Origin of the sequence: Bradyrhizobium sp. NBAIM03, assembly GCF_020194055.1 — a bacterium.
Taxonomy (GTDB): Bacteria; Pseudomonadota; Alphaproteobacteria; order Rhizobiales; family Xanthobacteraceae; genus Bradyrhizobium; species Bradyrhizobium yuanmingense.
Window position 1 is genome coordinate 372,949 of record NZ_JADYVS010000001.1, and the last position, 21,367, is coordinate 394,315.

Here is a 21,367-nt window from a genome sequence, read left to right on the forward strand (position 1 = left end):
TGTAAGCTTGCCGCATCGCACAGACCTGATACGAAAGTCCCGATGGCCAACGCCTTCTTCTCCGACCTGCTTGCCACCATCTCCGAGCGCGGCCGCACCTTGCTTCGCCGGGGGGACGCCGCCGATACCAAGCATGATGCCGACGGACTGCTCGAGCTCTGCGATGCGCTGCTGTCGGGCCGGGGCGAAGCCTCGGGCACCGCGATGGCGCGCGAGGTGCTCGACATCTACCGGGAGCTGGACGCGGCGGCACGCCGCGCCTTCTTCGAGGGCTTGGTGCGCGATTTCGGTCCCGACCGGGAGCGCCTGTCCAAGGCGATCGAGACATGGCGGGCCGCGCCCAGCGACGAAGACGCAAGCTCGCTGCATTTCGCTTCCGAGCCGCGGCGGCAGGAATTGATCCGCCGGCTCAATCGCGCGCCCGGCGGTACTGGTGATCTCGTCAACATGCGCGCCGATCTGCTCGGCATGATGAACGGGCACACCGATCTCGCCGCGCTCGACCGCGACGTCTCGCATCTTCTTTCTTCGTGGTTCAATAGGGGGTTTCTCGTGCTGCGCAGGATCGACTGGTCGACGCCGGCCAACATCCTCGAAAAGATCATCCGTTATGAGGCCGTGCACGAGATCTCGGACTGGGATGATCTGCGCCGCCGCATCGATCCGGTCGACCGGCGCTGCTACGCCTTCTTCCATCCTGCGATGGTGGACGAGCCCTTGATCTTCGTCGAGGTGGCGCTGACCGAGACGATCCCCGGCGCGATCCAGCCCCTGCTCGCAGTCGACCGCCAGCACCTGCCGATCGAGCGCGCGCGCACCGCCGTGTTCTATTCGATCTCCAACACCCAGCGCGGCCTGGGCGGCATCTCCTTCGGCAGCTTCCTGATCAAGCAGGTGGTGGAAGAGCTGCGCCGCGAGTTGCCGAAGCTCGACACCTTCGTCACGCTGTCGCCGGTGCCGGGCTTCATGGCCTGGGTGAAGCAGGACAAGGATCTGCCGCTGTCGGACGAGGACCGCGAGGTGCTGAGGCGCCTCGACGATCCCAGATGGTTCGAGAGCCCGGAGACGGCGGCGCTGCTCCGCGCCGTGCTGGAGCCGCTCGCGGCGCACTATTTCCTCAAGGCGCGCACGCCGAAGGGCAAGCTGATCGATTCCGTCGCCCGCTTCCATCTCGGCAACGGCGCTCGGCTGGAGCGCATCAACTGGCTGGGCGACCTCTCGCCCAAGGGAATGCGCGAGTCCGCCGGCGTCATGGTCAACTACCTCTACCGCCTCGACGACATCGAGAAGAACCACGAGGCCTATGCCAATGACGGCGAGGTCGTGGCGTCGAGCGCGGTGAAGAAGCTGCTGAAGGGCGAAGGGCGAAGGCTGCTGGATATGCGGCTGTCGTAGGGGGCGGACGCTTACCACATCGTCATTGCGAGCACAGCGAAGCAATGCCGCCGTGGAAAGATTCTGGATTGCTTCGCTGCGCTCGCAATGACGGAGTATGTGGTGACAGCTTGCGAAACCCAACGACCGCCCGCTGCAGGCTCGGACGACGACCGGATGACTTCCGCTCCCTCCCCGTCGTTGCGAGGAGCCCTTGCGACGAAGCAATCCAGACTGCCTCCGGGGAGAGATCCTGGATTGCTTCGCTACGCTCGCAATGACGGAGGACGTGGCAGCGGCTCGCCGAGTAGCCGCAGATCTCCTGCCGGTCAGATCAGCGTCTCGTACAAATCGTCCCAATTCGGATTGAGGCTCTCAATGAGCGCAAGCTTCTTCGCCCGGCTGCCACCTTTGATCTGCTTCTCGCGCACAATCGCGTCGGACATGGTCGCGTGCAGCTCGTACCAGACGAGGAGCTTGCAGCCGTACTTCGATGAAAAACCCTTTACCAGTCCTTCGCGATGCTCGAACGCGGCGCGGCGGATTGGAGGTGACGCCCGTGTAGATCGTTCCGTTGCGACGATTGGCGAACATGTACACGCAGGGTTGCTTCATAATCGTACTCGGCTGAGGACAGCTTCTACAATAGCACAACCAGGAGATGACTACGAGGCTTTCGCCAGCGTCATTGCGAGGAGCCGTTGCGACGAAGCAATCCAGACTGCCGAAGCGGAAAGACCCTGGATTGCTTCGCTGCGCTCGCAATGACGGAGTGTGTGGCGACAGCTCGCGCAATTCGGCACATTGGGCTGCGGGCCAGACGCCCGCGAGCGGCCAGTGGCTCCTCCACCGTCATTGCGAGGAGCTCTTGCGACGAAGCAATCCAGACTGCCTCCACGGAAAGATTCTGGATTGCTTCGCTGCGCTCGCAATGACGGAGTGTGTGGCGACAGCTCGCGCAATTCGGCACATTGGGCTGCGGGCCAGACGCCCGCGAGCGGCAGTGGCCCCTCCACCGTCATTGCGAGGAGCTCTTGCGACGAAGCAATCCAGACTGCCTCCGCGGAAAGATTCTGGATTGCCTCGCTGCGCTCGCAATGACGGAGTGTGTGGCGCGGACGTCGCGCTCCAACGATACTCCTACTCCGCCAGCGCCTGCATCTCCTTGTAGAGATCGGACTTGCCTTCGAAGCCGATGCCTGCAAGCTCGGGCATGGTGATGTGGCCGTTCTCGACGCGGACGCCGTCGGGGAAGCCGCCATAGGGCTGGAACAGGTCGGGATAGCTTTCGTTGCCGCCTAAGCCGAGGCCGGCGGCGATGTTGAGCGACATCTGGTGGCCGCCGTGCGGGATGCAGCGGCTCGGCGACCAGCCGTGGGTCTTCAGCACCTCCAGCGTGCGCTGGTATTCGCACAGGCCATAGGACAAGGCGCAATCGAATTGCAGCCAGTCGCGGTCGGGGCGCATGCCGCCGTAGCGGATCAGATTGCGGGCGTCCTGATGGCTGAACAGGTTCTCGCCCGTCGCCATCGGGCCCGGATAGAATTCGGCGAGCGCGGCCTGCAGCGCGTAGTCGAGAGGATCGCCGGCTTCCTCGTACCAGAACAAGGGATAGTCACGCAGCATCTTGGCGTAGGCGATGGCGGTCTCCAGGTTGAAGCGGCCGTTAGCATCGACGGCGAGCTGCGCGTCCTTGCCGATTTCCTTCAGCACTGCCTCGATGCGCCTGCGGTCCTCGTCGATATCAGCGCCGCCGATCTTCATCTTGACGACATTGTAGCCACGATCGAGATAGCCGCGCATCTCGGCCCGCAGCATCGAGAGATCCTTGCCGGGATAATAGTAGCCGCCCGCGGCGTAGACGAAGACGCGCGGATTGGCTTTGACGCCGTGGCGTTCGGCGAGCAGACGGAACAGCGGCTTGCCCGCGATCTTCGCCACCGCGTCCCACACCGCCATGTCGATGGTGCCGACCGCGACCGAGCGCTCGCCATGGCCGCCCGGCTTCTCGTTGGTCATCATCGCGGCCCAGACCTTGTCGGGGTCGAGATTGTCGCCGGCCGCGTCGAGCAGCGACTTTGGATCGGCCTCGACGATGCGCGGAGCAAAACGCTCGCGGATCAGGCCGCCCTGCCCGTAACGGCCGTTGGAGTTGAAGCCGTAGCCGACGACGCGCTTGCCGTCACGGACGACATCGGTGACGACGGCGACGAGGCTGGTCGTCATCTTCGTGAAGTCGATATAGGCGTTGCGGATCGGCGAAGAGATCGGCTTTGTAATTTCGCGGACGTCGACGATGCGGACGGACATGGGGTGGGCCTTCAGTGGTTTTGCGAGGAGCGAAGCGACGAAGCAATCCAGACTGCCTCGGCGGAAAGATCCTGGATTGCTTCGCTGCGCTCGCAATGACGAGGAGAGAGTGCGCGCTCCTCGCAATGACGAGAAGCGAACGGCGCGCGCTCAGGTCAAGCCTATTTCTTATCCCTGAAATACGGCTCCACCGGACCGTGCACCTTGATTGTCAGCGGGTTGCCGTGGCGGTCCTTGGCGTTCCCTGCGGTGACGCGGACCCAGCCTTCGCTGATGCAGTACTCCTCGACATTGGTCTTCTCGATGCCCTTGAAGCGGATGCCGACGTCGCGCGACAGGATCTCCGCGTTGTAATAGGGGCTGTTCGGGTCGACCGACAGGCGGTCCGGAAATTCGTCGCTCATGATTGTCTCGCTCACAATAGTGTTTCGATTTGATTGCGCAATCCTTCGGGCCGGGCGGTCGGCGCGTAGCGCGCGACCACGCGGCCCTTACGGTCCACCAGGAATTTGGTGAAATTCCATTTGATGGCGGCCCCTAACAGGCCGGATTGCTGGCGTTTCAGGTACTCATACAGTGGATGCGCCTTCGGCCCGTTGACGTCGATCTTCTCGAACAAGGGAAACGTGACGTCGTAGTTCGAGGAGCAGAATTCCTGGATCTCGCTCGCCTGCCCCGGTTCCTGCGCGCCGAACTGGTTGCAGGGAAAGCCGAGCACCGAGAAGCCGCGCGGAGAGAGGTCGCGATGGAGATCCTCGAGGCCGCGATATTGCGGCGTGAAACCGCATTTGCTCGCGGTGTTGACGATCAAGAGCACCTGCCCCTCGAAACGCCGCAGGGCGACCTCCTCGCCGGCCAGCGAGTTGGCCTTGAAGTCGTAGATGGCGGTCATCGCTAGCCCACGGGATCGATCGGCGATGGCGGCACGCCGCCGGCCTCGATCGCTTCGCCCGCGAGCAGGCACAGATCCTCGCGATAGCGGCCAGAGACGATGTGCACGCCGACCGGCGCCCTGCCGACGAGACCTGTGGAGACCACGAGGCCCGGCAATCCCATGAAGGGAATCGCGATCTGCGGCAGCTGCGCTTCCCAGACCCGCTTGAAGGAATCCTCGTCCTTGCGATCGAGATGGTCGGGGAACGGCAATTCGCCGGAGACCGGCGTCAGCAGCACGGCGTATTTTTCGAAGAACAGCATCCAGTCGCGGGTCAGCGTGGCTCGCCGGGTCAGCGCCTTGGCGTAATTGGCCTGATCCATCGGCGTGACCCTGGCGCGGTTGCCGCGCAGGCAGGCCAGTGCGCCGGGATCGCCCTCGCGCTCGGCCATCTCCAGCTGCGCCTCATAGCCGTCACCGAGCCAGAGCTTGATCTGCCATTCCACCGCTTCGCGCATCGGCGGCGTGTCCTCGATCACATCGACGGTCCAGCCCGCGCGCTCCAGCCGCTTGCCGGCATCGCTCACCGCGGCCTTCACCTCCGGTGCGGTGGCAAGGCCACCCGGATTGAGGCACAGCGCAGCGCGCTTGTCCCGTGCGGGTCCTTGCAGCGGCACCGGCGCGAACCAGGGATCGCGGATGTCGCGGGCCGACATCGCTTCAAGCGAGATGCGCAAATCGTTGACCGTGCGCGCCAGCGGGCCCGAGACCGCCATGATCTGCGGACCGATCGGGCGCTCCGGCAGCGCCGGGTTGAAGGCGGGAATGCGTCCGAGCGTCGGGCGCAGACCGTGCACGCCGCAGGCATAGGCGGGATAACGGATCGAGCCGGCGATGTCGGTGCCGTGCGCGATGTGGCCGATGCCGGCCGCGACCGCCGAGCCGGCGCCGCCGGACGAGCCGCCCGGCGTCAGCGAAGCGTCGCGGGGGTTCTTGGTGTCGCCGTGGATGAGATTGGTGGTGAACCAGCGGTAGGAGAAGGCCGGGCAATTGGTGCGGCCGAGCAGGATGGCGCCCGATTTCCGGAAATTGGCGACCACCGGATTGTCCTCGCGCGCGATCAGGTCGCGCTGCAGCTTGAGGCCGTTGGTGGTGGCAAAGCCTTCCTGGTCGACATTGGCCTTGATGGTGACGGGCACGCCCGCGAGGACGCCGGGGTCCTCGCCCCGGCTAATTGCGGCATCGACGGCATCGGCCTGCTTGAGCACGTCATCCGGCCGGTGGTCGATCACCGCGTTGAGCTGGGGATTGACGGCATCGAGCCGCGCGAGACCGGCCTTGGCGGCCTCCCTGGCGGAGACTTTTTTGGACCTGACGAGGGTGGCGAGGTCGGCGGCCGACAGGCGCCAGAGATCTTGCATGGCTTGCTCCGTATGACAGGCGTCTTTTAGCGCCGGGAACGCGGCAAAGCCATGCGGATTTCGCGGGGGTGAAAGGCGGGTTTTGCGCCGGGCGTTGCCTCATTCTCCGTCATTGCGAGGAGCCCTTGCGACGAAGCAATCCAGGCTGCCTCCGGGGGGAGGGATTCTGGATTGATTCGCTACGCTCGCAATGACGTGGAGAGAGCGGTGAGCCCCTTACCTATCGCGTCCGGCTAATGCCTCGTCGCGGACTGGTCCGGCATGTCGAGCAGCGCTTCGGTGAAGGGAAACTCCAGCACGATCTCGCCGTCGGCGTCGGTGACCTCGATGACGGCCTCCAGCAGCGCCGGCTGGGTTCCTTCCGACTTCACGACCTCAAGGATCATCTGGCGCGCGACCTCCCAGGCGCGATCGGGGTTGCGCAGGTCCTCGCCGTCAGGATCCACGATCAGTTCGTCTCCGATGCGGGTGTTGAAGAAATATCTGGGCATGCCTGATCCATTGGGGTCGTCTGTCGCCGATGAGAAGCCGGTCCATACTCACAACTGGTTTATCCCGACAGGGATCACGACCTATCGGCAATTTTGCGTATCTGATCCGCTCATCTTTGCGGCCGCAATACGCCATCTTTGCAGTGCAACAATTCCCGCAGCCTACTACCTAGGTCGGGAAAATTTCACTGGCGAACTTTGCCGTCCGCACTAATTTGTCCAATGGGCGGATACGTCCGAATTCGCGAAAATGGAGAGCCAAATGGCCTGGAAAGCCCCTAAGATCGTCGAAGTGCCCTGCGGCATGGAAATCAATATGTATGTGAGCGCCACCCGCAAGTAAGCGGCTGGTGGAAACGCGTTCTGCGCAGGTGGTTCTTTCGGTCACGATACGTTTCCGGCAGAGAGAAACCTTGTCCGAAACTGTCTCGGCCTGAGATCCACCTCGCCAATTCGCCTCCAGGAGACGGATCATGCTTCGCGTCGTCGTCCTGGGCGCCGGGGCCGGCGGCGGAGTTCCGCAGTGGAATTGCGGCTGCGAAGGCTGCCGCGCGGCTCGTGCGAAGGGACATGAGCTGTTTCGAACCCAGGCTTCGGTCGCCTTCAGCGGCGACGGCGAGCACTGGTTCCTGATCAACGCCTCACCCGATCTTCGCCAGCAATTGAACGCCACGCCGCAGCTGCACCCAAAGGCGGGCGCGCTGCGCCACACGCCGATTGCGGGCGTGATCTTGACCAACAGCGAAGTCGATGCGGTGGCCGGCCTGCTGTCGATGCGCGAAGGCTCGCCCTTCACGATCTATGCGCACGAGAAGGTGCTGGCGATCCTCAGCTCCAACAGCATCTTCAACGTGCTGAACGAGAAGAACGTGCGGCGCCAGCCGATTGCTCTCCGCGAGCCGTTCGAGCCGCGGCTGCCCGACGGTGCGCGCTCGGGGCTCGAGGTGCTGCCCTTTGCCGTGCCGGGCAAGTCGGCCTGGTATCTCGAAGGCAAGGTGCATCCGGGCGGCGAGAGCGGCGACGGCGACACGCTGGGCCTGAAGATCACCGACAAGGCCACGGGCAAGTTCTTCTACTTCATCGCGGCCTGCGCCGAAGTGACCGACGCGCTCAAGGCCGAGATCGACGGCGCTTCACTGGTGTTCTTCGACGGCACCGTCTGGCGCGACGACGAGATGATCAGGGCCGGCCTCGGCCACAAGACCGGCAAGAGCATGGGCCATGTCGCCATGTCCGGCGAGGACGGCGCCATCGCCCGGCTGGCCGATCTCAATATCGACAGGAAGCTGTTTCTGCATATCAACAACTCGAATCCGGCGCTGCTGCCCGGCTCGCCCGAGCGCAAGCTCACTGAGGAGGCGGGCTGGCAGATACCCGCGGATGGAACGGAGATCGTGCTGTGAACGCCGCATCACTGACTGGAATGACCGCGCTCTCGATCGGCAAGGACTTGAAGCTCAACTCCGCCGAGGAGCTGGAGGCAACGCTGCGCCACATCGGCGCCACGCGCTATCACAGCCTGCATCCGTTCCATAAGCTGCTGCATGGCGGCAAGCTGAACAAGGGCCAGGTGCAGGCCTGGGCGCTCAACCGCTACTATTACCAGAGCACGATCCCGATCAAGGACGCGGTGGTGATCTCGCGCTTCCGCGACCGCGCCACGCGGCTGGAATGGCGCCATCGCATCGAGGACCATGACGGCGACGTCGGCAGCGAAGGCGGCATCGAGCGCTGGATCAAGCTGACCGAAGGGCTCGGGCTCGACACCGCTTACGTCGAATCCACCGAAGGCATCTTGCCGGCGACGCGCTTCGCGGTCGAAGCCTATGTGCACTTCTGCCGCGAAAAAAGCCCGCTGGAGGCGATCGCCTCCTCGCTCACCGAGTTGTTCGCGCCGAACCTGCATGAAGAACGCATCTCGGGCATGCTGGAGCACTACGACTTCGTCAACCCCGATATCATGAGCTACTTCAAGCGCCGCCTGACCCAGGCGCCGCGCGACGCCAATTTTGCGCTCGATTATGTCAAGAGGCAGGCCACGACGCCGGAGCAGCGCGCGCAGGTCTGCAACGCGCTGATCTTCAAGACCAACGTGCTGTGGGTGCAGCTGGATGCGCTCCAGCATGCCTATGTCGAGGGCCACATTCCGCCGGGCGCGTTCGTGCCCAAAGCGAGCTGAGGATTAAAGCGATGGCCGGGCCGCGGAACATCAGCGTCAGCGAGGCGAGCCGCCCCGTGCTGCCGCGGCATGCCAAGCTGAAATATGACGAGACGCGCAAGGTCTGGGTGATCCTGGCGCCGGAGCGGGTGCTGGCGCCGGACGAGATTGCGGTCGAGGTCTTGCAACTCTGCAACGGCGAGCGCAATGTCGGCGACGTCGCCGATCAGCTCGCCGCAAAGTACGCAGCGCCGCGCGAGGCGATCCTGGCCGACGTCATCGCCATGCTGCAGGATCTCGCCGACAAGGGCTTTCTCACCGAGATCAGGGAGAAGACGTCATGAGCGACGTGACCATCCCGCCCAGCGACAGCCTCGCGGTGCTTGAGAAGCAACGCTCGACGGCGGAGACCTTCGGCATTCCGCTGGCCGTGCTGCTCGAGATCACCCATCGCTGCCCGCTGCAATGTCCCTATTGCTCCAACCCGGTCGAGCTCGACCGCTCCGGCAAGGAGCTGACGACGGACGAGTGGAAGAAGGTGCTGAGCGAGCTCTCCGAGATCGGCGTGCTCCAGGTGCATTTCTCCGGCGGCGAGCCGACGGCACGAAAGGATCTGGTCGAGCTGGTCAAGCATGCCAGCGACGCCGGGCTCTACACCAATCTCATCACCTCGGCCGTGCTGCTGACGCGCGAGAGGCTCAGCGATCTCGCAGATGCCGGGCTCTGCCATGTGCAGATCTCGTTCCAGGGCATCGAAGACGGCCTCGCCGATCGCGTCGCCGGCTACAAGGGCGGCCACCGCAAGAAGCTCGAGGTCGCGAAATGGACGCGCGAGCTCGACCTGCCGCTCACCGTGAACGCGGTGATGCACCGGCAGAACCTGCACCAGTTTCCCGACATCATCCAGATGGCGCTCGATCTCGACGCCGACCGGCTCGAGGTCGCCAATGTGCAATATTACGGCTGGGCGCTGAAGAACCGCGCCGCGCTGATGCCAACCGTGGCGCAGCTCGATGAGTGTACCCGCCTCGTTGAGGAGGCGCGCGAGCGGCTGAAGGGCCGACTGACCATCGACTACGTGGTGCCGGATTATTACGCGCTGCGGCCGAAGAAATGCATGGGCGGCTGGGGCCGGCAGTTCTTCAACATCTCGCCCGCCGGCAAGGTGCTGCCCTGCCATGCCGCCGAGAGCATCACCGGGCTCGATTTCGAATCGGTGCGCTCCAACCATTCGATCGCCTGGATCTGGCAGAACTCGGAGGCCTTCAACCGCTATCGCGGCACCGGCTGGATGAAGGAGCCGTGCAAGAGTTGCGAGTTCCGCGAGATCGATTTCGGCGGCTGCCGCTGTCAGGCCTTCGCGCTGACCGGGGACGCCGCCAACACCGACCCGGCCTGCGCGCTGTCGCCGCTGCACGAGACCATCTTCAAGCAGGCGGAAGCCGAAGCCGAGGGCGAGACCAGCCGCTTCCTCTATCGCAACTTTGCCGGCGGCACCCTGGAATCCGAGAATGACGCCTGACGCCGACGCGGGCTCAGCGGCCAAACGCACTGATCCCTTTGCGCCGCTGACCTCCGATATGCTCGACGTCGGCGATGGCCATGAGCTCTATGTCGAGAGCGTCGGCCGCAGCGACGGCATCCCCGCGGTCTATCTGCACGGCGGGCCCGGCAGCGGCTGCCAGCCCGACCATCGCCGGCTGTTCGATCCCGACCGCTTCTGCGCCGTGCTGTTCGACCAGCGCGGCTGCGGCCGCAGCCGGCCCAAGGGATCGCGCGAGCACAACACCACACAGCATCTGATCGCGGACATGGAGACGATCCGCGAAAAGTTCGGCTTCGAACGCTGGATGGTGGTCGGCGGTTCCTGGGGCGCGACGCTGGCGCTGGCTTATGCAGAGGCGCATCCCGAGCACGTCTCCGGCATAGCGCTGCGCGCGACGTTTCTCGGCACGCGGGACGAGGTCGAGACGGCCTTCACCTCGCGCCTGTCGCAATTCCATCCGGCGCTGTACGAGGATTTCCTCAGCGTGCTGCCGCCAGAGGAGCGTGACCGGCCGGTGGATGCCTATTGGCGCCGCATCCTCGATGCCGACCCTGCCGTGCATGGCCCGGCGGCGAAGGCCTGGCACGACACCGAGCGCGTCTTGTCCGAGCACAAGCCGGCACGGACGCGGCTCGACCTCGCCGGGCTGAACGTCTGGCGCACATTGCCGGCGACGCCGTTCATGGAAGCGCATTATTTCACCAACGACAGCTTCATGAACGAGGACCAGCTGCTGCGGAACGCGGGCCGGCTCGACGGCATTCCCGGCATGATCGTGCAGGGGCGCTATGATCTGTTGTGTGCTCCCGCGACAGCGCAGGCCCTTGCGAAAGTATGGCCCGGTTCCGAGCTTCGCATCGTGGAAGAAGCCGGGCATTCGCTCTATGATGGCGGCGTGAGGGACGCCGTCATGAAGTCGATCGCGGACCTTGCGTCGAAGATCGGGCGATGAGAGGACAAGAAGAATGCCGCTCGCCGGAAAGGGCATGCTGCTGACGTCGATGAACATCGACGCTGCGGACGAGGCCGATTTCAACCGCTGGTACGATCGCGAGCATCTGGAAGAGCGTGTCGCAATCGACGGATTTCTCGAAGCGCGGCGCTATGTCGCGCATGCCGCCAACCCCAAATATCTCTCGCTGTACTCGACCGAAACGCTCGGCGTGCTCGACAGCCCCGCCTACCGGGCGCGCCTCGCCGACCAGACCGAATGGTCGCGGCGATCCATGGCGCGCTTCAGGGACATGCTGCGCGTGGTCGCGCGCATCACAATCAGCAAGGGTACTGGCCGCGGCGCGTCGCTCGGCCTGGTGCGGCTGCGGCCGACGCCCGACAACGCCGGTGCGTGGCGTGATGCGCTGCAAGAAAAGCTGGCGCCGCAGGACCGCGACGGCATCATCTCGATGCACCTGCTCGAAAGCGAGCCGGAATTGTCGGGCGCAACGGCGGGAATTCCGGCGGTGCGCAACGAGGGCGCGCGCGACTGGTTCGTGCTGATCGACGGCACGCACGTCAATGCCGTCTCCGCCGTTATCGCCGAGCGCTTCACCGGCCCGGCTGCGGCGCCCTTCCCGCTCCCCATCTCCGTCGGCACCTACTGCCTGATGTGGGACCTCGCCAAGAGCGATGTCGCGCGCGGCTGAACGGCATCCGCATCGCAGCATATTGCACCGCACGCATCTCGTGCGCCGCGCGTTAATGCCGTGCACGCGTAGCTCCCATGAAAGCGGTGACGCGCGCAAATTTGCCGTTGTACTTCGGAACGGTTCTAATAAGCTAACCCAATGACGTCATTCAGAAACCAGATCAAAGCGCATTAAGCGCTCGCCAAGCTCAAACAAAAAAGGCCGCGGGGTCTTCGGACCTGCGCGGACAGGGTAGGAATGAAACCGACCGACATCGCGGCCCCCGACTACTTTCACAAAGTGGTCGATTGTCAATGGGCCTGTCCTGCGCACACCCCGGTTCCCGAATACATCCGATTGATCGCCCAAGGCCGCTACAGCGATGCCTACATGATCAATTGGAAATCGAACGTGTTTCCCGGCATTCTGGGACGCACCTGCGATCGTCCCTGCGAGCCGGCGTGCCGGCGCGGACGCGTCGAGGAAAACCCTGTCGCGATCTGCCGCCTCAAGCGCGTCGCCGCGGATTTCAAGGACGACATCAGGCAGCGGCTGCCGAAGCCCGGGCCGAAGAACGGCAAGCGCGTCGCGCTGGTCGGCGGCGGTCCCGCTTCGCTGACGGTGGCGCGCGATCTCGCGCCGCTCGGCTATCACTGCACCGTGTTCGATGCCGACCCGGAAGCCGGCGGCATGATGCGCACGCAGATCCCGAAATTCCGCCTGCCCAATTCGGTGATCGACGAGGAGACCGGCTACATCCTGGGTCTCGGCGTCGAGTTCAAAGGCGGCCACCGCATCGACAGCATGAAGGCGCTGCTTGCCGAGAAATACGACGCCATCTTCGTCGGCTCCGGCGCGCCGCGCGGCCGCGAGCTCGAGCTTCCCGGCCGGAAAGAGGCCGCCGCCAACATCCATATCGGCATCGAATGGCTGGCCAACGTGTCGTTCGGCCATGTCGACAAAATCGGCAAGCGCGTCATCGTGCTCGGCGGCGGCAACACCGCGATGGATTGCTGCCGCACCGCACGCCGGCTCGGCGGCGAGAAAGTCACGGTGGTCGTGCGTTCCGGCTTCGACGAGATGAAGGCCTCGCCCTGGGAGAAGGAGGACGCGATCCACGAGGATATCCCGATCCTCAACTACATGGTCCCGGTGGCCTTCAAGCATGTCGCCGGCAAGCTGATCGGCGTCACCTTCCAGCACGTCAAAGCCGAATACGACGCCAAAGGCCGCCGCAACCTCGTGCCTTCGGGCGATCCCGATCAGACCATTCCCTGCGACGACGTGCTGGTCGCGGTCGGTCAGGAGAACGCCTTCCCCTGGATCGAGCAGGATTGCGGCATCGAGTTCGACAAATGGCACATGCCGAAGGTCGATCCGAAGACCTTCGCCTCGACCAACCCGAAAGTGTTCTTCGGCGGCGATGCCGCGTTCGGCCCGAAGAACATCATCTGGGCGGTCGCGCACGGCCATGACGCCGCGCTGTCGATCCACAAGATGCTCTCGGGCGAAGCGGTCGACGAGCGGCCGCTGCCGGAGGTGCAGATCTCCTCGCAGAAGATGGGCATCCACGAATGGAGCTATGACAACGACATCTCGCCCGACAAGCGCTACAAGGTGCCGCATCGCGACAAGGTCGTTGCGCTGAAGGACATCCGCGCCGAGGTCGAGCTCGGCTATGATGTCAAGCTGGCGCTCGGCGAAGCGCATCGCTGCCTGAACTGCGACGTGCAGACCGTGTTCTCGACCTCGCTCTGCATCGAGTGCGACGCCTGCGCCGACATCTGCCCGATGGATTGCATCACCTTCACCGCCAACGGCGAGGAAAGCGATCTGCGCCAGCGCCTGAAGGCGCCCTCCGCGCATCCGGACCAGGACCTCTACGTCTCCTCGGACCTGAAGACCGGGCGGGTGATGGTGAAGGACGAGGATGTCTGCCTGCATTGCGGGCTGTGCGCCGAGCGCTGTCCCACCGGCGCCTGGGACATGCAGAAATATTTCATCGAGATGACCCACGCAGGTTCGACATGTCCGACAAAAAGCCGATCAGCAGCGTAAACGACTTCGTCGTCCGCTTCGCCAACGTCAACGGCTCGGGCTCGGCCAGCGCCAACGAGATGTTCGCGCGCGCGATCCTGCGCCACGGCGTGCCTGTCAGCCCACGCAACATCTTCCCCTCCAACATCCAGGGCCTGCCGACCTGGTACGAGGTGCGCGTGACGGAAGCCGGCCATCTCGGCGCACGCGGCGGCGTCGACATGATGGTGGCGATGAATCCGCAGACCTGGGACAAGGACGTCGCCGGCATCGAGCCCGGCGGCTATTTGTTCTACGATTCCACCAAGCCGATGCCGTCGACCAAATTCCGCGACGACATCACCGTGATCGGCGTGCCGCTGACCGCGATCACCAACTCGACCTATACCGATCCGCGTCAGCGACAGCTGTTCAAGAACATCATCTATTTGGGCGCGCTCAGCGCGTTGCTCGACATGGACCCCAAGCTGATCGAGCAGCTGATCGGCGAGCAGTACAAAGGCAAGGAGAAGCTGCTCTCCTCCAACGTCCATGCGCTGCATCTCGGCCGCGACTGGGCGCTGCAGAACCTGAAATGTCCGATTGGGCTGCGCGTGAAGAAGTCCGACAAGGTCGGCGACCGCATCTTCATCGAGGGCAACAGCGCCGCCGCGCTCGGCGCGGTCTATGGTGGCGCCACCGTGTGTGCCTGGTATCCGATCACGCCGTCCTCGTCGGTGGCCGAGGCTTTCACCGCCCATTGCAAGAAGTACCGGCACGATCCTGAAACGGGCAAGGCGAAATACGCGATCGTGCAGGGCGAGGACGAGCTCGCGTCGATCGGCATCGTGATCGGCGCGTCCTGGAACGGCGCCCGCGCCTTCACGGCGACCTCCGGCCCCGGCATCTCACTGATGACGGAGTTCATCGGCCTCTCGTACTTTGCCGAGATTCCGGCCGTGATCATGAACATCCAGCGCGCCGGCCCCTCCACGGGCATGCCGACCCGCACCCAGCAATGCGACATCATCGCCTGCGCCTATGCCTCGCATGGCGACACCAAGCATGTGCTGCTGTTCCCCGAGGACCCGGCCGAGGCCTTCGAGTTCGCGGCCGCCGCCTTCGATCTCGCCGAGCGGCTGCAGACGACGATCTTCCTGATGCTCGATCTCGACATCGGCATGAACCACCGGCTCTGCCGCCCGCTGAAGTGGGACGATGCCAGGCAATATGACCGCGGCAAGGTGATGACGGCGGCGATGCTGGAGGAAGGCCGCGACTTCGGCCGCTATCTCGACGTCGACGGCGACGGCATTCCCTACCGCACCTATCCCGGCACGCATCCGACCAAGGGCTCCTACTTCACCCGCGGCACGTCGCGGGACCGCTATGCGCGCTACTCCGAGGAAGGCACGGTCTACGCCGACAACATGCAGCGCCTGATGCGCAAGTTCGAGACCGCGCAGGACCTGGTGCCGCGTCCGCTGCAGGCCAATGCGGAACGGCCGACCAAATATGGCGTGATATATTTCGGCTCGACCTCGCCGGCGATGGACGAGGCGATCGGCCTGCTGGAAGCGCGCGGGCATCAGCTCGACCGTCTGCGCATCCGCGCCTTCCCGTTCCATTCCAGCGTGGCCAGCTTCCTCGCCGAGCACGATTTCGTATACGTCGTCGAGCAGAACCGCGACAGCCAGCTGCGCCAGCTCATCGTCAACGAGAACGGCATCGATCCCGTCCGGCTGGTGCCGATCGTGCATTACGACGGCACGCCGATCACCGCCCGCTTCATCGCCAAAGCCATTGGCGACCACCAGGACCACCTCAAGGTGACCCCGCTCCGCAAGGCCGTGTCATGACCTACATCGCAAAGCCCAAATTCCATCATCCAGGCCTGAAGAAGAACGCGCTCGGCTACACGCATCGGGACTACGAGGGCAAGATCTCGACGCTGTGCGCGGGCTGCGGCCACGATTCGATCACGGCCTCGATCATCGAAGCCTGCTACGAGCTCTCGATCGAGCCGCATCGGGTGGCGAAGATCTCCGGCATCGGCTGCTCGTCGAAGACGCCGGACTATTTCCTCGGCAATTCGCACGGCTTCAATTCCGTGCACGGCCGCATGCCATCCGTGCTGACAGGCGCCAACCTCGCCAACCGCGAGCTGATCTATCTCGGCGTCTCCGGCGATGGCGATTCCGCCTCGATCGGTTTCGGGCAGTTCGCGCATTCGATCCGGCGCGGCGTCAACATGACCTATATCGTCGAGAACAACGGCGTTTACGGCCTGACCAAGGGCCAGTTCTCGGCGACCGCCGATCGCGGCTCGAAGAGCAAGAAGGGCGTCACCAACACCGACAACGCCATCGACCTCGTCGCCATCGCGCTGCAGTTAGGGGCCACCTTCGTGGCGCGCTCGTTCTCCGGCGACAAGAGCCAGCTGGTGCCGCTGATCGCCGCCGCGATCGGCCACAAGGGCGCGTCCTTCATCGACGTGATCAGCCCCTGCATCGCCTTCAACAACCATGCCGGCTCGACCAAGAGCTTCGACTATGTCCGCGAGCACAATGACGCCGTGAACCGGCTCGACGTGCTGGTCGGCCGCGACCCGATTGCGGTGGACTACGCGCCCGGCACGGTGCAGGTGGTCGAGCAGCACGACGGCAGCAAGATCGCGCTGCGCAAGATCGATGCGGATTACGATCCGCACGACCGCCTGGGCGCCCAGACCTTCCTCGCAAGGCACGCCGCCAAGGGCCAGATCGTCACCGGTCTTCTGTACGTCGACCCTGAGGCCGAAGACCTGCACGAGCATCTCAACACGGTCGAGACGCCGCTCAACGCGCTGGAGGCGGACACGCTCTGCCCGGGCTCGGCGGTGCTGGACAAGATCAACGCCAGCCTGCGGTGATCATCTTCGCGCTGATGCCGCCGGCCTAACGCGTATCGTGATCTTCTCCGACACGACGGGTGGTTCGAACGGATAGTGCTTGGCGTCGCCAAGCACCAGTTGCAGCGTGTGCGTGCCCGGCGGAAGCTCGAGAAACGTTTCGGTTTGTCCGGCTCCGAAATGCAGATGGGACTTGTCCTGCGGAATCGGCTCCTTGGCATCAATGGGGTCTTTCACATCGATCAACAGATGATGGTGGCCGGCATTGTGGTAGTCGTCGCCGGCATGCGTCACGCCCATGTTGCGCAGGCCGAAACGGACCCAAAACCCACCACGGATCTTCTGGCCGTCATACGGCGAGATGAAATAAAGCTTGGCGTCCTTTGGCGCAGTTTTGCCTTGCGGATAGGCCGCGCCGGGGAGCAATGCGATGGCGGCCGCGAGCGCGATACAGGAAACGATCTTCATCAAATTGACTCCAGTACCTACGGACTGAGCGCGATCCGGAATCCATGCGTGGGGTAACGGACGCCGGTGTCGTATCCACCGCGGTTTGACGGCCGCACATATCTCGAATCGTTCTTCCAGGAGCCTGAGCGCAGGACATGAGAGCCGCAGTCAGGGCTAGTCCACGCCGAGCCGTCGCTGGGCGCGCCCTGATACGTCCGGTGCCAGCAGTCTGCGACCCACTGATCGATGCCGCCGCCCATGTCGTAAAGCCCGAATGGATTGGGCTTGAAACTGCCGACCTTGGCCGGCTGCTCGGCCGCAAGTTCACCGCAATCCTTGCAGCCCGCCATGCCCGGCTGGAGCTTGTCGCCCCACCAATATTTGGTCTGTGTCCCGCCGCGTGCCGCATATTCCCATTCGGCTTCGCTGGGAAGCCGGTAGGGCTTCTTCGTCGCTTGCGCGAGCCAGGCGACATATTGCTGCGCATCGGTCCAGCTCACATTGCTGACCGGGGCATCGTCCTTGCCAGTGGCCGTGAATCCGCACGCCTTGGCGGCAGCGCATTCGTTCCACTCCTGCACCGTTACCGGATATTTTCCGATCGAGAACGGCTTGATCGTGACCTGATGGACGGGACGCTCGGTCGGATCGTCGTTGCTTCCCATGGCGAAGCTGCCGCCGCGAATGGCGATCATTTCGGGCTCGCGCACCGGCGTTGCCGATGGGCTGGGAGCCGGAGCCGGAGTCGGGGCCGAAGGCGACGAAGCCAATGACGGAGAGGGTTGCGGCGTCTGCTTCGCCGCCTCGCTCGGCAATGGCTGAGGAACCGGTGAGACGACCGGAGCGGTGGGCGGCGCGGCAGCCTGCTCGCCGATCCTGCCGGGCTGCGCCAGCAAATACCAGAGCACGCCGGTGGCCATCATCAGCACTGTAATGGCCAGCAAAAAGATCAGCGCGTTCTCACGCCGGCTTCTTGTCTTGCCGACCGCATCAGCGTCCGGCAGCACACGATACACGCGCACCGGATCGGTGATGTTCTTGACCTTGCGGTCGCCGAGCGACTCATAGCCGCATACGATCTTGTGTTTGATCTGCTCGTAGATCGCGCCGGATATGAAGACCTGCCCCGGCTCCGCGATGCCCTCGATACGCGTGGCGATGTTGACGCCGTCACCGTAGATGTCGTCCGGCTCCACGATGACGTCACCGAGATTGACTCCGATCCGATATTCGAGCCGGGAATGCTTGGGAATGGAGGCGTTGCGGCCGACGAGATTCTGCTGGATGACGATGCTGCATCGAACGGCTTCCACGGGACTGTCGAATATGGCGATGAAGCCGTCGCCGGTCGTCTTCACCAGACTTCCATGGTGCTCGATGATGCTGGGCTGGATGATGTCGCGCTCGATCCGCTTGACGCGGGCATGCGTGCCTTCCTCGTCGGCCTGCATCAACCGGCTGTAGGAGACGATATCGCCGACGATGATCGCGGCGAGACGGCGAGGCATTCCGCTGTGCGGCGGCGGCTCGTCGGGATTTCCGGGTCTGAAGTTGCGAATTTCGCCCATGCGGGGGACTCCACAAACTTACAAGGCAGCCCCAGCCTACGACCGCCAAAGGCGATCGTCTGTGAAGGCTATCACATTGACGAACCGAGACAATGTCGCAGCGATTGCAGGCTTCAAGTTCCGAAGAGCCGCCCGCTTCACCGCTTGAACCTTCTCGAGCCCATCAGTGACTAAGGCGGAGCGTGAAGCGAGTTGCGCGAATCCGCACCGCGACCACCGCTCGAGCGGCTTGCGACGGTTGAACGCGGGTCACCAATTCTGCGTCTAACAGACAGCAGCTCTGTCCTGCTGCGACGAAATTGTCGTGTGCACGAGGCCCTTATGAAGCTCGTCATCCTTGCTGCCCTCACTTTTGCTGCGCTGACCAGCGTCGGCCGCGCCGAGGAAGTCGACGATATCCGCGAGGCCGGTAAGGCCGAGGCCGAGACCTTCAATACGCGGATGTATGCGAAGCCTCCCGGCGACAAGGCCTATGCCTGCTTCGTCCGCCGCTACGATGCCGACCATCTGGCGCGGCATCCGAAGCAGAAGGTCGCCGCGATGAAGCTGCTGATCTCCGCGGAATTCGACAAGGAGGACAAGGAGCTTCACCATTCCTTCCGCCTCGGCTTCAGGTACCGTCATCGCAGCGGCGATTTCGACTCCAGCGGCTCGTGCAACCACGCCGTATTCACAAAGAGCAGCGACGAGGTGCGCCTCGGCTGCGGCGTCGACTGCGATGGCGGCGGCATCGGCGTTGCGCTCTCCAAGGACGACAAGTCCGCGATCGTGCGGCTCGAACGTGTCAGGGTCTGGCAGAACAACAAGCCGGACGATGACGCCGAGCATTCGCTGACCGCCGGCGCCGACGACAAGATTTTCCGGCTCGACCGGGCCGACAATCGCGAGTGCGCCTCGCTGGTGACCGACCGCAAGGAACTCGCGGCGCTGCGCCACAAGTGATATGCCTGAGGCAATGTCAGGCAATCCAGGGAGAATGCCATGAACCGCCGCAGCATCTTGTGGAGCGCCGTCTCGGCTTTGGGTGCGGCGCTTGGCGCCTCCAGCGCGAAAGCCACGACCGCCACCGCGCCGTCGAACAAGCTCAAGGTGGTCTATCACCTCAGCGACGCCGAGAAGGTCCATTTCGTGCTCGGCAACATCCAGAACCACTTCGACGGCGTCGGCGGCCCAGAACATGTGACGATCGCGCTGGTGATCCACGGCCCGGCGCTGAAGGCATTTCACTCGGCGCAGGCCAACCCCGACGTCAGCAAGCGGATCAGTGATTTCTCCAAGGGCGGCGTCGAGCTCGCCGCCTGCGGCAACACGATGAAGGCGCAGAACGTGACGCTGAGCGAGCTGCTGCCAGGCTTCGTCAACGCCGAGAACGGCGGCGTGGTGCGGCTCGCCGAGCTGCAGTCGCAGGGGTATCTGTATTTGCGGCCGTAGCGTTTCGCGGGGCGCCTCCACATTCTCCGTCATTGCGAGGAGCCCTTGCGACGAAGCAATCCAGACTGTCTCCGAGGAGGGATTCTGGATTGCTTCGCTGCGCTCGCAATGACGGCGGAGGACGTTGCGCGAGCGACAGCCATTTCCCTCCAAGTCCACTTGACTCACCCATAACTCTACAGTTATGAGTCTACCCATAACCTCCCGGTTATGGATTTTTCATGACTCCCACCCCCGACCTTCTGTTCAGAACGCTCGCCGACCCCACCCGGCGCGCGATCTTCGAGCGGCTGTGCCGTGAGGGGGAGCAGACGGTCGGGGCGCTGACGGCGCGATCAGGCGTGTCGCAGCCGGCGGTGTCGAAACATCTTGGCGCCCTGAAGCAGGCGGGCCTGGTGCGCGACCGGCACGAAGGTCGGCAGACCCATTACAGCGCGCAGCCCGGTGCGCTCAATCCGCTGATCGACTGGACCGGCCAGATGGCCGGGTTCTGGCAGAAAAGGTTAGATGCCCTCGACGATCTCCTGAAGAGGATGGACCAATGAACGAACCCGCCGAGACGCGCTCCGTCGTGATCGAGCGCGAATTTGCCTATCCCGCCGAGCGGCTCTGGCGCGCGCTGACGCAGCCGCATCTGATCGAGGAATGGCTGATGAAGAACGACTTCAAGCCGGTCGTCGGCCATCGCTTCAATCTGCGCGGCGAATGGGGCGGCGTGCTGGATTGCGAGGTGCTCACCATCGAGCCGCAGAGGACGCTGGCCTACACCTGGAATTTCTCGCATGAGGACGCCGCCTTCGACCTCAAGAGCATCGTCACCTTCACGCTGACGCCGACGAGCGCGGGCACGCATCTGCGCGTCGAGCAGGCGGGCTTCCGCCCGACGCAGAAACAGGCGTTCGGCGGCGCGCATGCCGGCTGGAAGCAGTTTTTGGCGAAGCTGGACGATTTGCTGGCGCGGGCGAGCTAGCTCCACCACCCATTCCGATCATTCTCAAAGGAGGTCCCAATGAGCACGCCTATGTGGATTCGGCAGATTCATCGCTGGCTGTCGATGGCTTTCACGCTTGCCGTCATCGCCAACATCGTGGCGATGACGATGCAGGTCGAGGCCGTGTGGATCGGCTTCCTGGCGCTGGTGCCGCTGATTCCGCTGCTCGCGACCGGGCTCTATCTGTTCGCGCTGCCTTATCGCGGCCGCAGCAACACGTGA

23 protein-coding genes and 1 pseudogene are annotated in these 21,367 nt (G+C 64.0%); 16 read left to right on the forward strand and 8 right to left on the reverse strand.

Features of this window, described 5'->3' with window-relative positions; genetic code table 11:
- The first annotated feature begins 42 nt into the window (after positions 1–42).
- Positions 43–1,395: a malonyl-CoA decarboxylase gene (locus I6F21_RS01685; RefSeq protein ID WP_057026055.1), complete on the forward strand. Its 1,353-nt coding sequence runs from the start codon at positions 43–45 to the stop codon at positions 1,393–1,395.
- A gap of 308 nt (positions 1,396–1,703) precedes the next feature.
- On the opposite strand, the pseudogene I6F21_RS01690 reads toward I6F21_RS01685, so the two are convergent.
- From I6F21_RS01690 to I6F21_RS01715, 6 genes and pseudogenes are all read right to left on the reverse strand, one after another.
- Positions 1,704–1,989: pseudogene (locus tag I6F21_RS01690) on the reverse strand (GIY-YIG nuclease family protein).
- Between the two features lie 525 nt (positions 1,990–2,514).
- Entirely contained in the window at positions 2,515–3,684 is a 1,170-nt protein-coding gene (gene tarD / locus I6F21_RS01695; RefSeq protein WP_225112127.1) for a D(-)-tartrate dehydratase, read from the reverse strand.
- A gap of 161 nt (positions 3,685–3,845) precedes the next feature.
- Positions 3,846–4,088 (reverse strand): DUF3297 family protein, encoded by a 243-nt coding sequence (locus tag I6F21_RS01700; protein ID WP_036007363.1) that lies wholly within the window; start codon positions 4,086–4,088, stop codon positions 3,846–3,848.
- An 11-nt stretch (positions 4,089–4,099) separates the two neighbouring features.
- Positions 4,100–4,576, reverse strand: coding sequence for a glutathione peroxidase (locus I6F21_RS01705; RefSeq protein ID WP_225139137.1), 477 nt, complete (start codon positions 4,574–4,576; stop codon positions 4,100–4,102).
- A 2-nt stretch (positions 4,577–4,578) separates the two neighbouring features.
- The gene (locus tag I6F21_RS01710; protein ID WP_036027256.1) at positions 4,579–5,979 is read right to left on the reverse strand and encodes an amidase family protein; all 1,401 of its coding nucleotides are present in this window, start codon (positions 5,977–5,979) and stop codon (positions 4,579–4,581) included.
- Positions 5,980–6,212: 233 nt separating this feature from the next.
- Complete coding sequence (locus I6F21_RS01715) at positions 6,213–6,470, reverse strand: hypothetical protein (protein WP_036007354.1); 258 nt, start codon at positions 6,468–6,470, stop codon at positions 6,213–6,215.
- 262 nt (positions 6,471–6,732) lie between these two features.
- On the opposite strand from I6F21_RS01715, the gene pqqA reads away from it, so the two are divergent.
- The 10 genes from pqqA to I6F21_RS01765 all read left to right on the forward strand — a co-directional run bounded on the left by pqqA (position 6,733) and on the right by I6F21_RS01765 (position 16,726).
- On the forward strand, positions 6,733–6,813 hold the full coding sequence (pqqA, locus tag I6F21_RS01720) for a pyrroloquinoline quinone precursor peptide PqqA (RefSeq protein ID WP_007595659.1): 81 nt from the start codon (positions 6,733–6,735) through the stop codon (positions 6,811–6,813).
- Between the two features lie 130 nt (positions 6,814–6,943).
- Positions 6,944–7,873: a pyrroloquinoline quinone biosynthesis protein PqqB gene (gene pqqB, locus I6F21_RS01725; RefSeq protein WP_225126078.1), complete on the forward strand. Its 930-nt coding sequence runs from the start codon at positions 6,944–6,946 to the stop codon at positions 7,871–7,873.
- Complete coding sequence (gene pqqC / locus I6F21_RS01730) at positions 7,870–8,649, forward strand: pyrroloquinoline-quinone synthase PqqC (RefSeq protein ID WP_225139138.1); 780 nt, start codon at positions 7,870–7,872, stop codon at positions 8,647–8,649. The genes pqqB and pqqC overlap by 4 nt, the downstream gene beginning before the upstream one ends.
- Before the next feature lie 11 nt (positions 8,650–8,660).
- Entirely contained in the window at positions 8,661–8,972 is a 312-nt protein-coding gene (gene pqqD / locus I6F21_RS01735) for a pyrroloquinoline quinone biosynthesis peptide chaperone PqqD (RefSeq protein WP_057026049.1), read from the forward strand.
- Positions 8,969–10,150, forward strand: a complete 1,182-nt coding sequence (gene pqqE, locus I6F21_RS01740; RefSeq protein ID WP_225139139.1) for a pyrroloquinoline quinone biosynthesis protein PqqE — start codon at positions 8,969–8,971, stop codon at positions 10,148–10,150. Before pqqD ends, pqqE begins: the two co-directional genes overlap by 4 nt.
- Positions 10,140–11,126, forward strand: coding sequence for a prolyl aminopeptidase (pip, locus tag I6F21_RS01745; protein ID WP_225139140.1), 987 nt, complete (start codon positions 10,140–10,142; stop codon positions 11,124–11,126). The genes pqqE and pip overlap by 11 nt, the downstream gene beginning before the upstream one ends.
- Before the next feature lie 13 nt (positions 11,127–11,139).
- The gene (locus I6F21_RS01750; protein WP_036027271.1) at positions 11,140–11,817 is read left to right on the forward strand and encodes a DUF4286 family protein; all 678 of its coding nucleotides are present in this window, start codon (positions 11,140–11,142) and stop codon (positions 11,815–11,817) included.
- 240 nt (positions 11,818–12,057) lie between these two features.
- Positions 12,058–13,857, forward strand: coding sequence for an FAD-dependent oxidoreductase (locus I6F21_RS01755; RefSeq protein ID WP_036007315.1), 1,800 nt, complete (start codon positions 12,058–12,060; stop codon positions 13,855–13,857).
- The gene (locus I6F21_RS01760; protein WP_225112121.1) at positions 13,827–15,674 is read left to right on the forward strand and encodes a 2-oxoacid:acceptor oxidoreductase subunit alpha; all 1,848 of its coding nucleotides are present in this window, start codon (positions 13,827–13,829) and stop codon (positions 15,672–15,674) included. Before I6F21_RS01755 ends, I6F21_RS01760 begins: the two co-directional genes overlap by 31 nt.
- Positions 15,671–16,726, forward strand: a complete 1,056-nt coding sequence (locus I6F21_RS01765; protein WP_225112120.1) for a 2-oxoacid:ferredoxin oxidoreductase subunit beta — start codon at positions 15,671–15,673, stop codon at positions 16,724–16,726. The genes I6F21_RS01760 and I6F21_RS01765 overlap by 4 nt, the downstream gene beginning before the upstream one ends.
- On the opposite strand, the gene I6F21_RS01770 is transcribed toward I6F21_RS01765, so the two are convergent.
- Entirely contained in the window at positions 16,727–17,173 is a 447-nt protein-coding gene (locus tag I6F21_RS01770) for a DUF4399 domain-containing protein (protein ID WP_036007306.1), read from the reverse strand. It abuts the gene before it with no gap.
- 17 nt (positions 17,174–17,190) lie between these two features.
- The gene (locus tag I6F21_RS01775; protein WP_225155301.1) at positions 17,191–18,723 is read right to left on the reverse strand and encodes an SUMF1/EgtB/PvdO family nonheme iron enzyme; all 1,533 of its coding nucleotides are present in this window, start codon (positions 18,721–18,723) and stop codon (positions 17,191–17,193) included.
- A 321-nt stretch (positions 18,724–19,044) separates the two neighbouring features.
- On the opposite strand from I6F21_RS01775, the gene I6F21_RS01780 reads away from it, so the two are divergent.
- From I6F21_RS01780 to I6F21_RS01800, 5 genes are all read left to right on the forward strand, one after another.
- Complete coding sequence (locus tag I6F21_RS01780) at positions 19,045–19,665, forward strand: hypothetical protein (protein ID WP_225182719.1); 621 nt, start codon at positions 19,045–19,047, stop codon at positions 19,663–19,665.
- A 39-nt stretch (positions 19,666–19,704) separates the two neighbouring features.
- Positions 19,705–20,154 (forward strand): DsrE family protein, encoded by a 450-nt coding sequence (locus tag I6F21_RS01785; protein ID WP_036042249.1) that lies wholly within the window; start codon positions 19,705–19,707, stop codon positions 20,152–20,154.
- 221 nt (positions 20,155–20,375) lie between these two features.
- On the forward strand, positions 20,376–20,699 hold the full coding sequence (locus I6F21_RS01790) for a metalloregulator ArsR/SmtB family transcription factor (RefSeq protein WP_036027285.1): 324 nt from the start codon (positions 20,376–20,378) through the stop codon (positions 20,697–20,699).
- Positions 20,696–21,124: an SRPBCC domain-containing protein gene (locus tag I6F21_RS01795; protein ID WP_225182720.1), complete on the forward strand. Its 429-nt coding sequence runs from the start codon at positions 20,696–20,698 to the stop codon at positions 21,122–21,124. The genes I6F21_RS01790 and I6F21_RS01795 overlap by 4 nt, the downstream gene beginning before the upstream one ends.
- 39 nt (positions 21,125–21,163) lie before the next feature.
- A complete protein-coding gene (locus I6F21_RS01800; protein ID WP_225149127.1) occupies positions 21,164–21,367 on the forward strand; it encodes a hypothetical protein in 204 nt (67 codons plus the stop codon).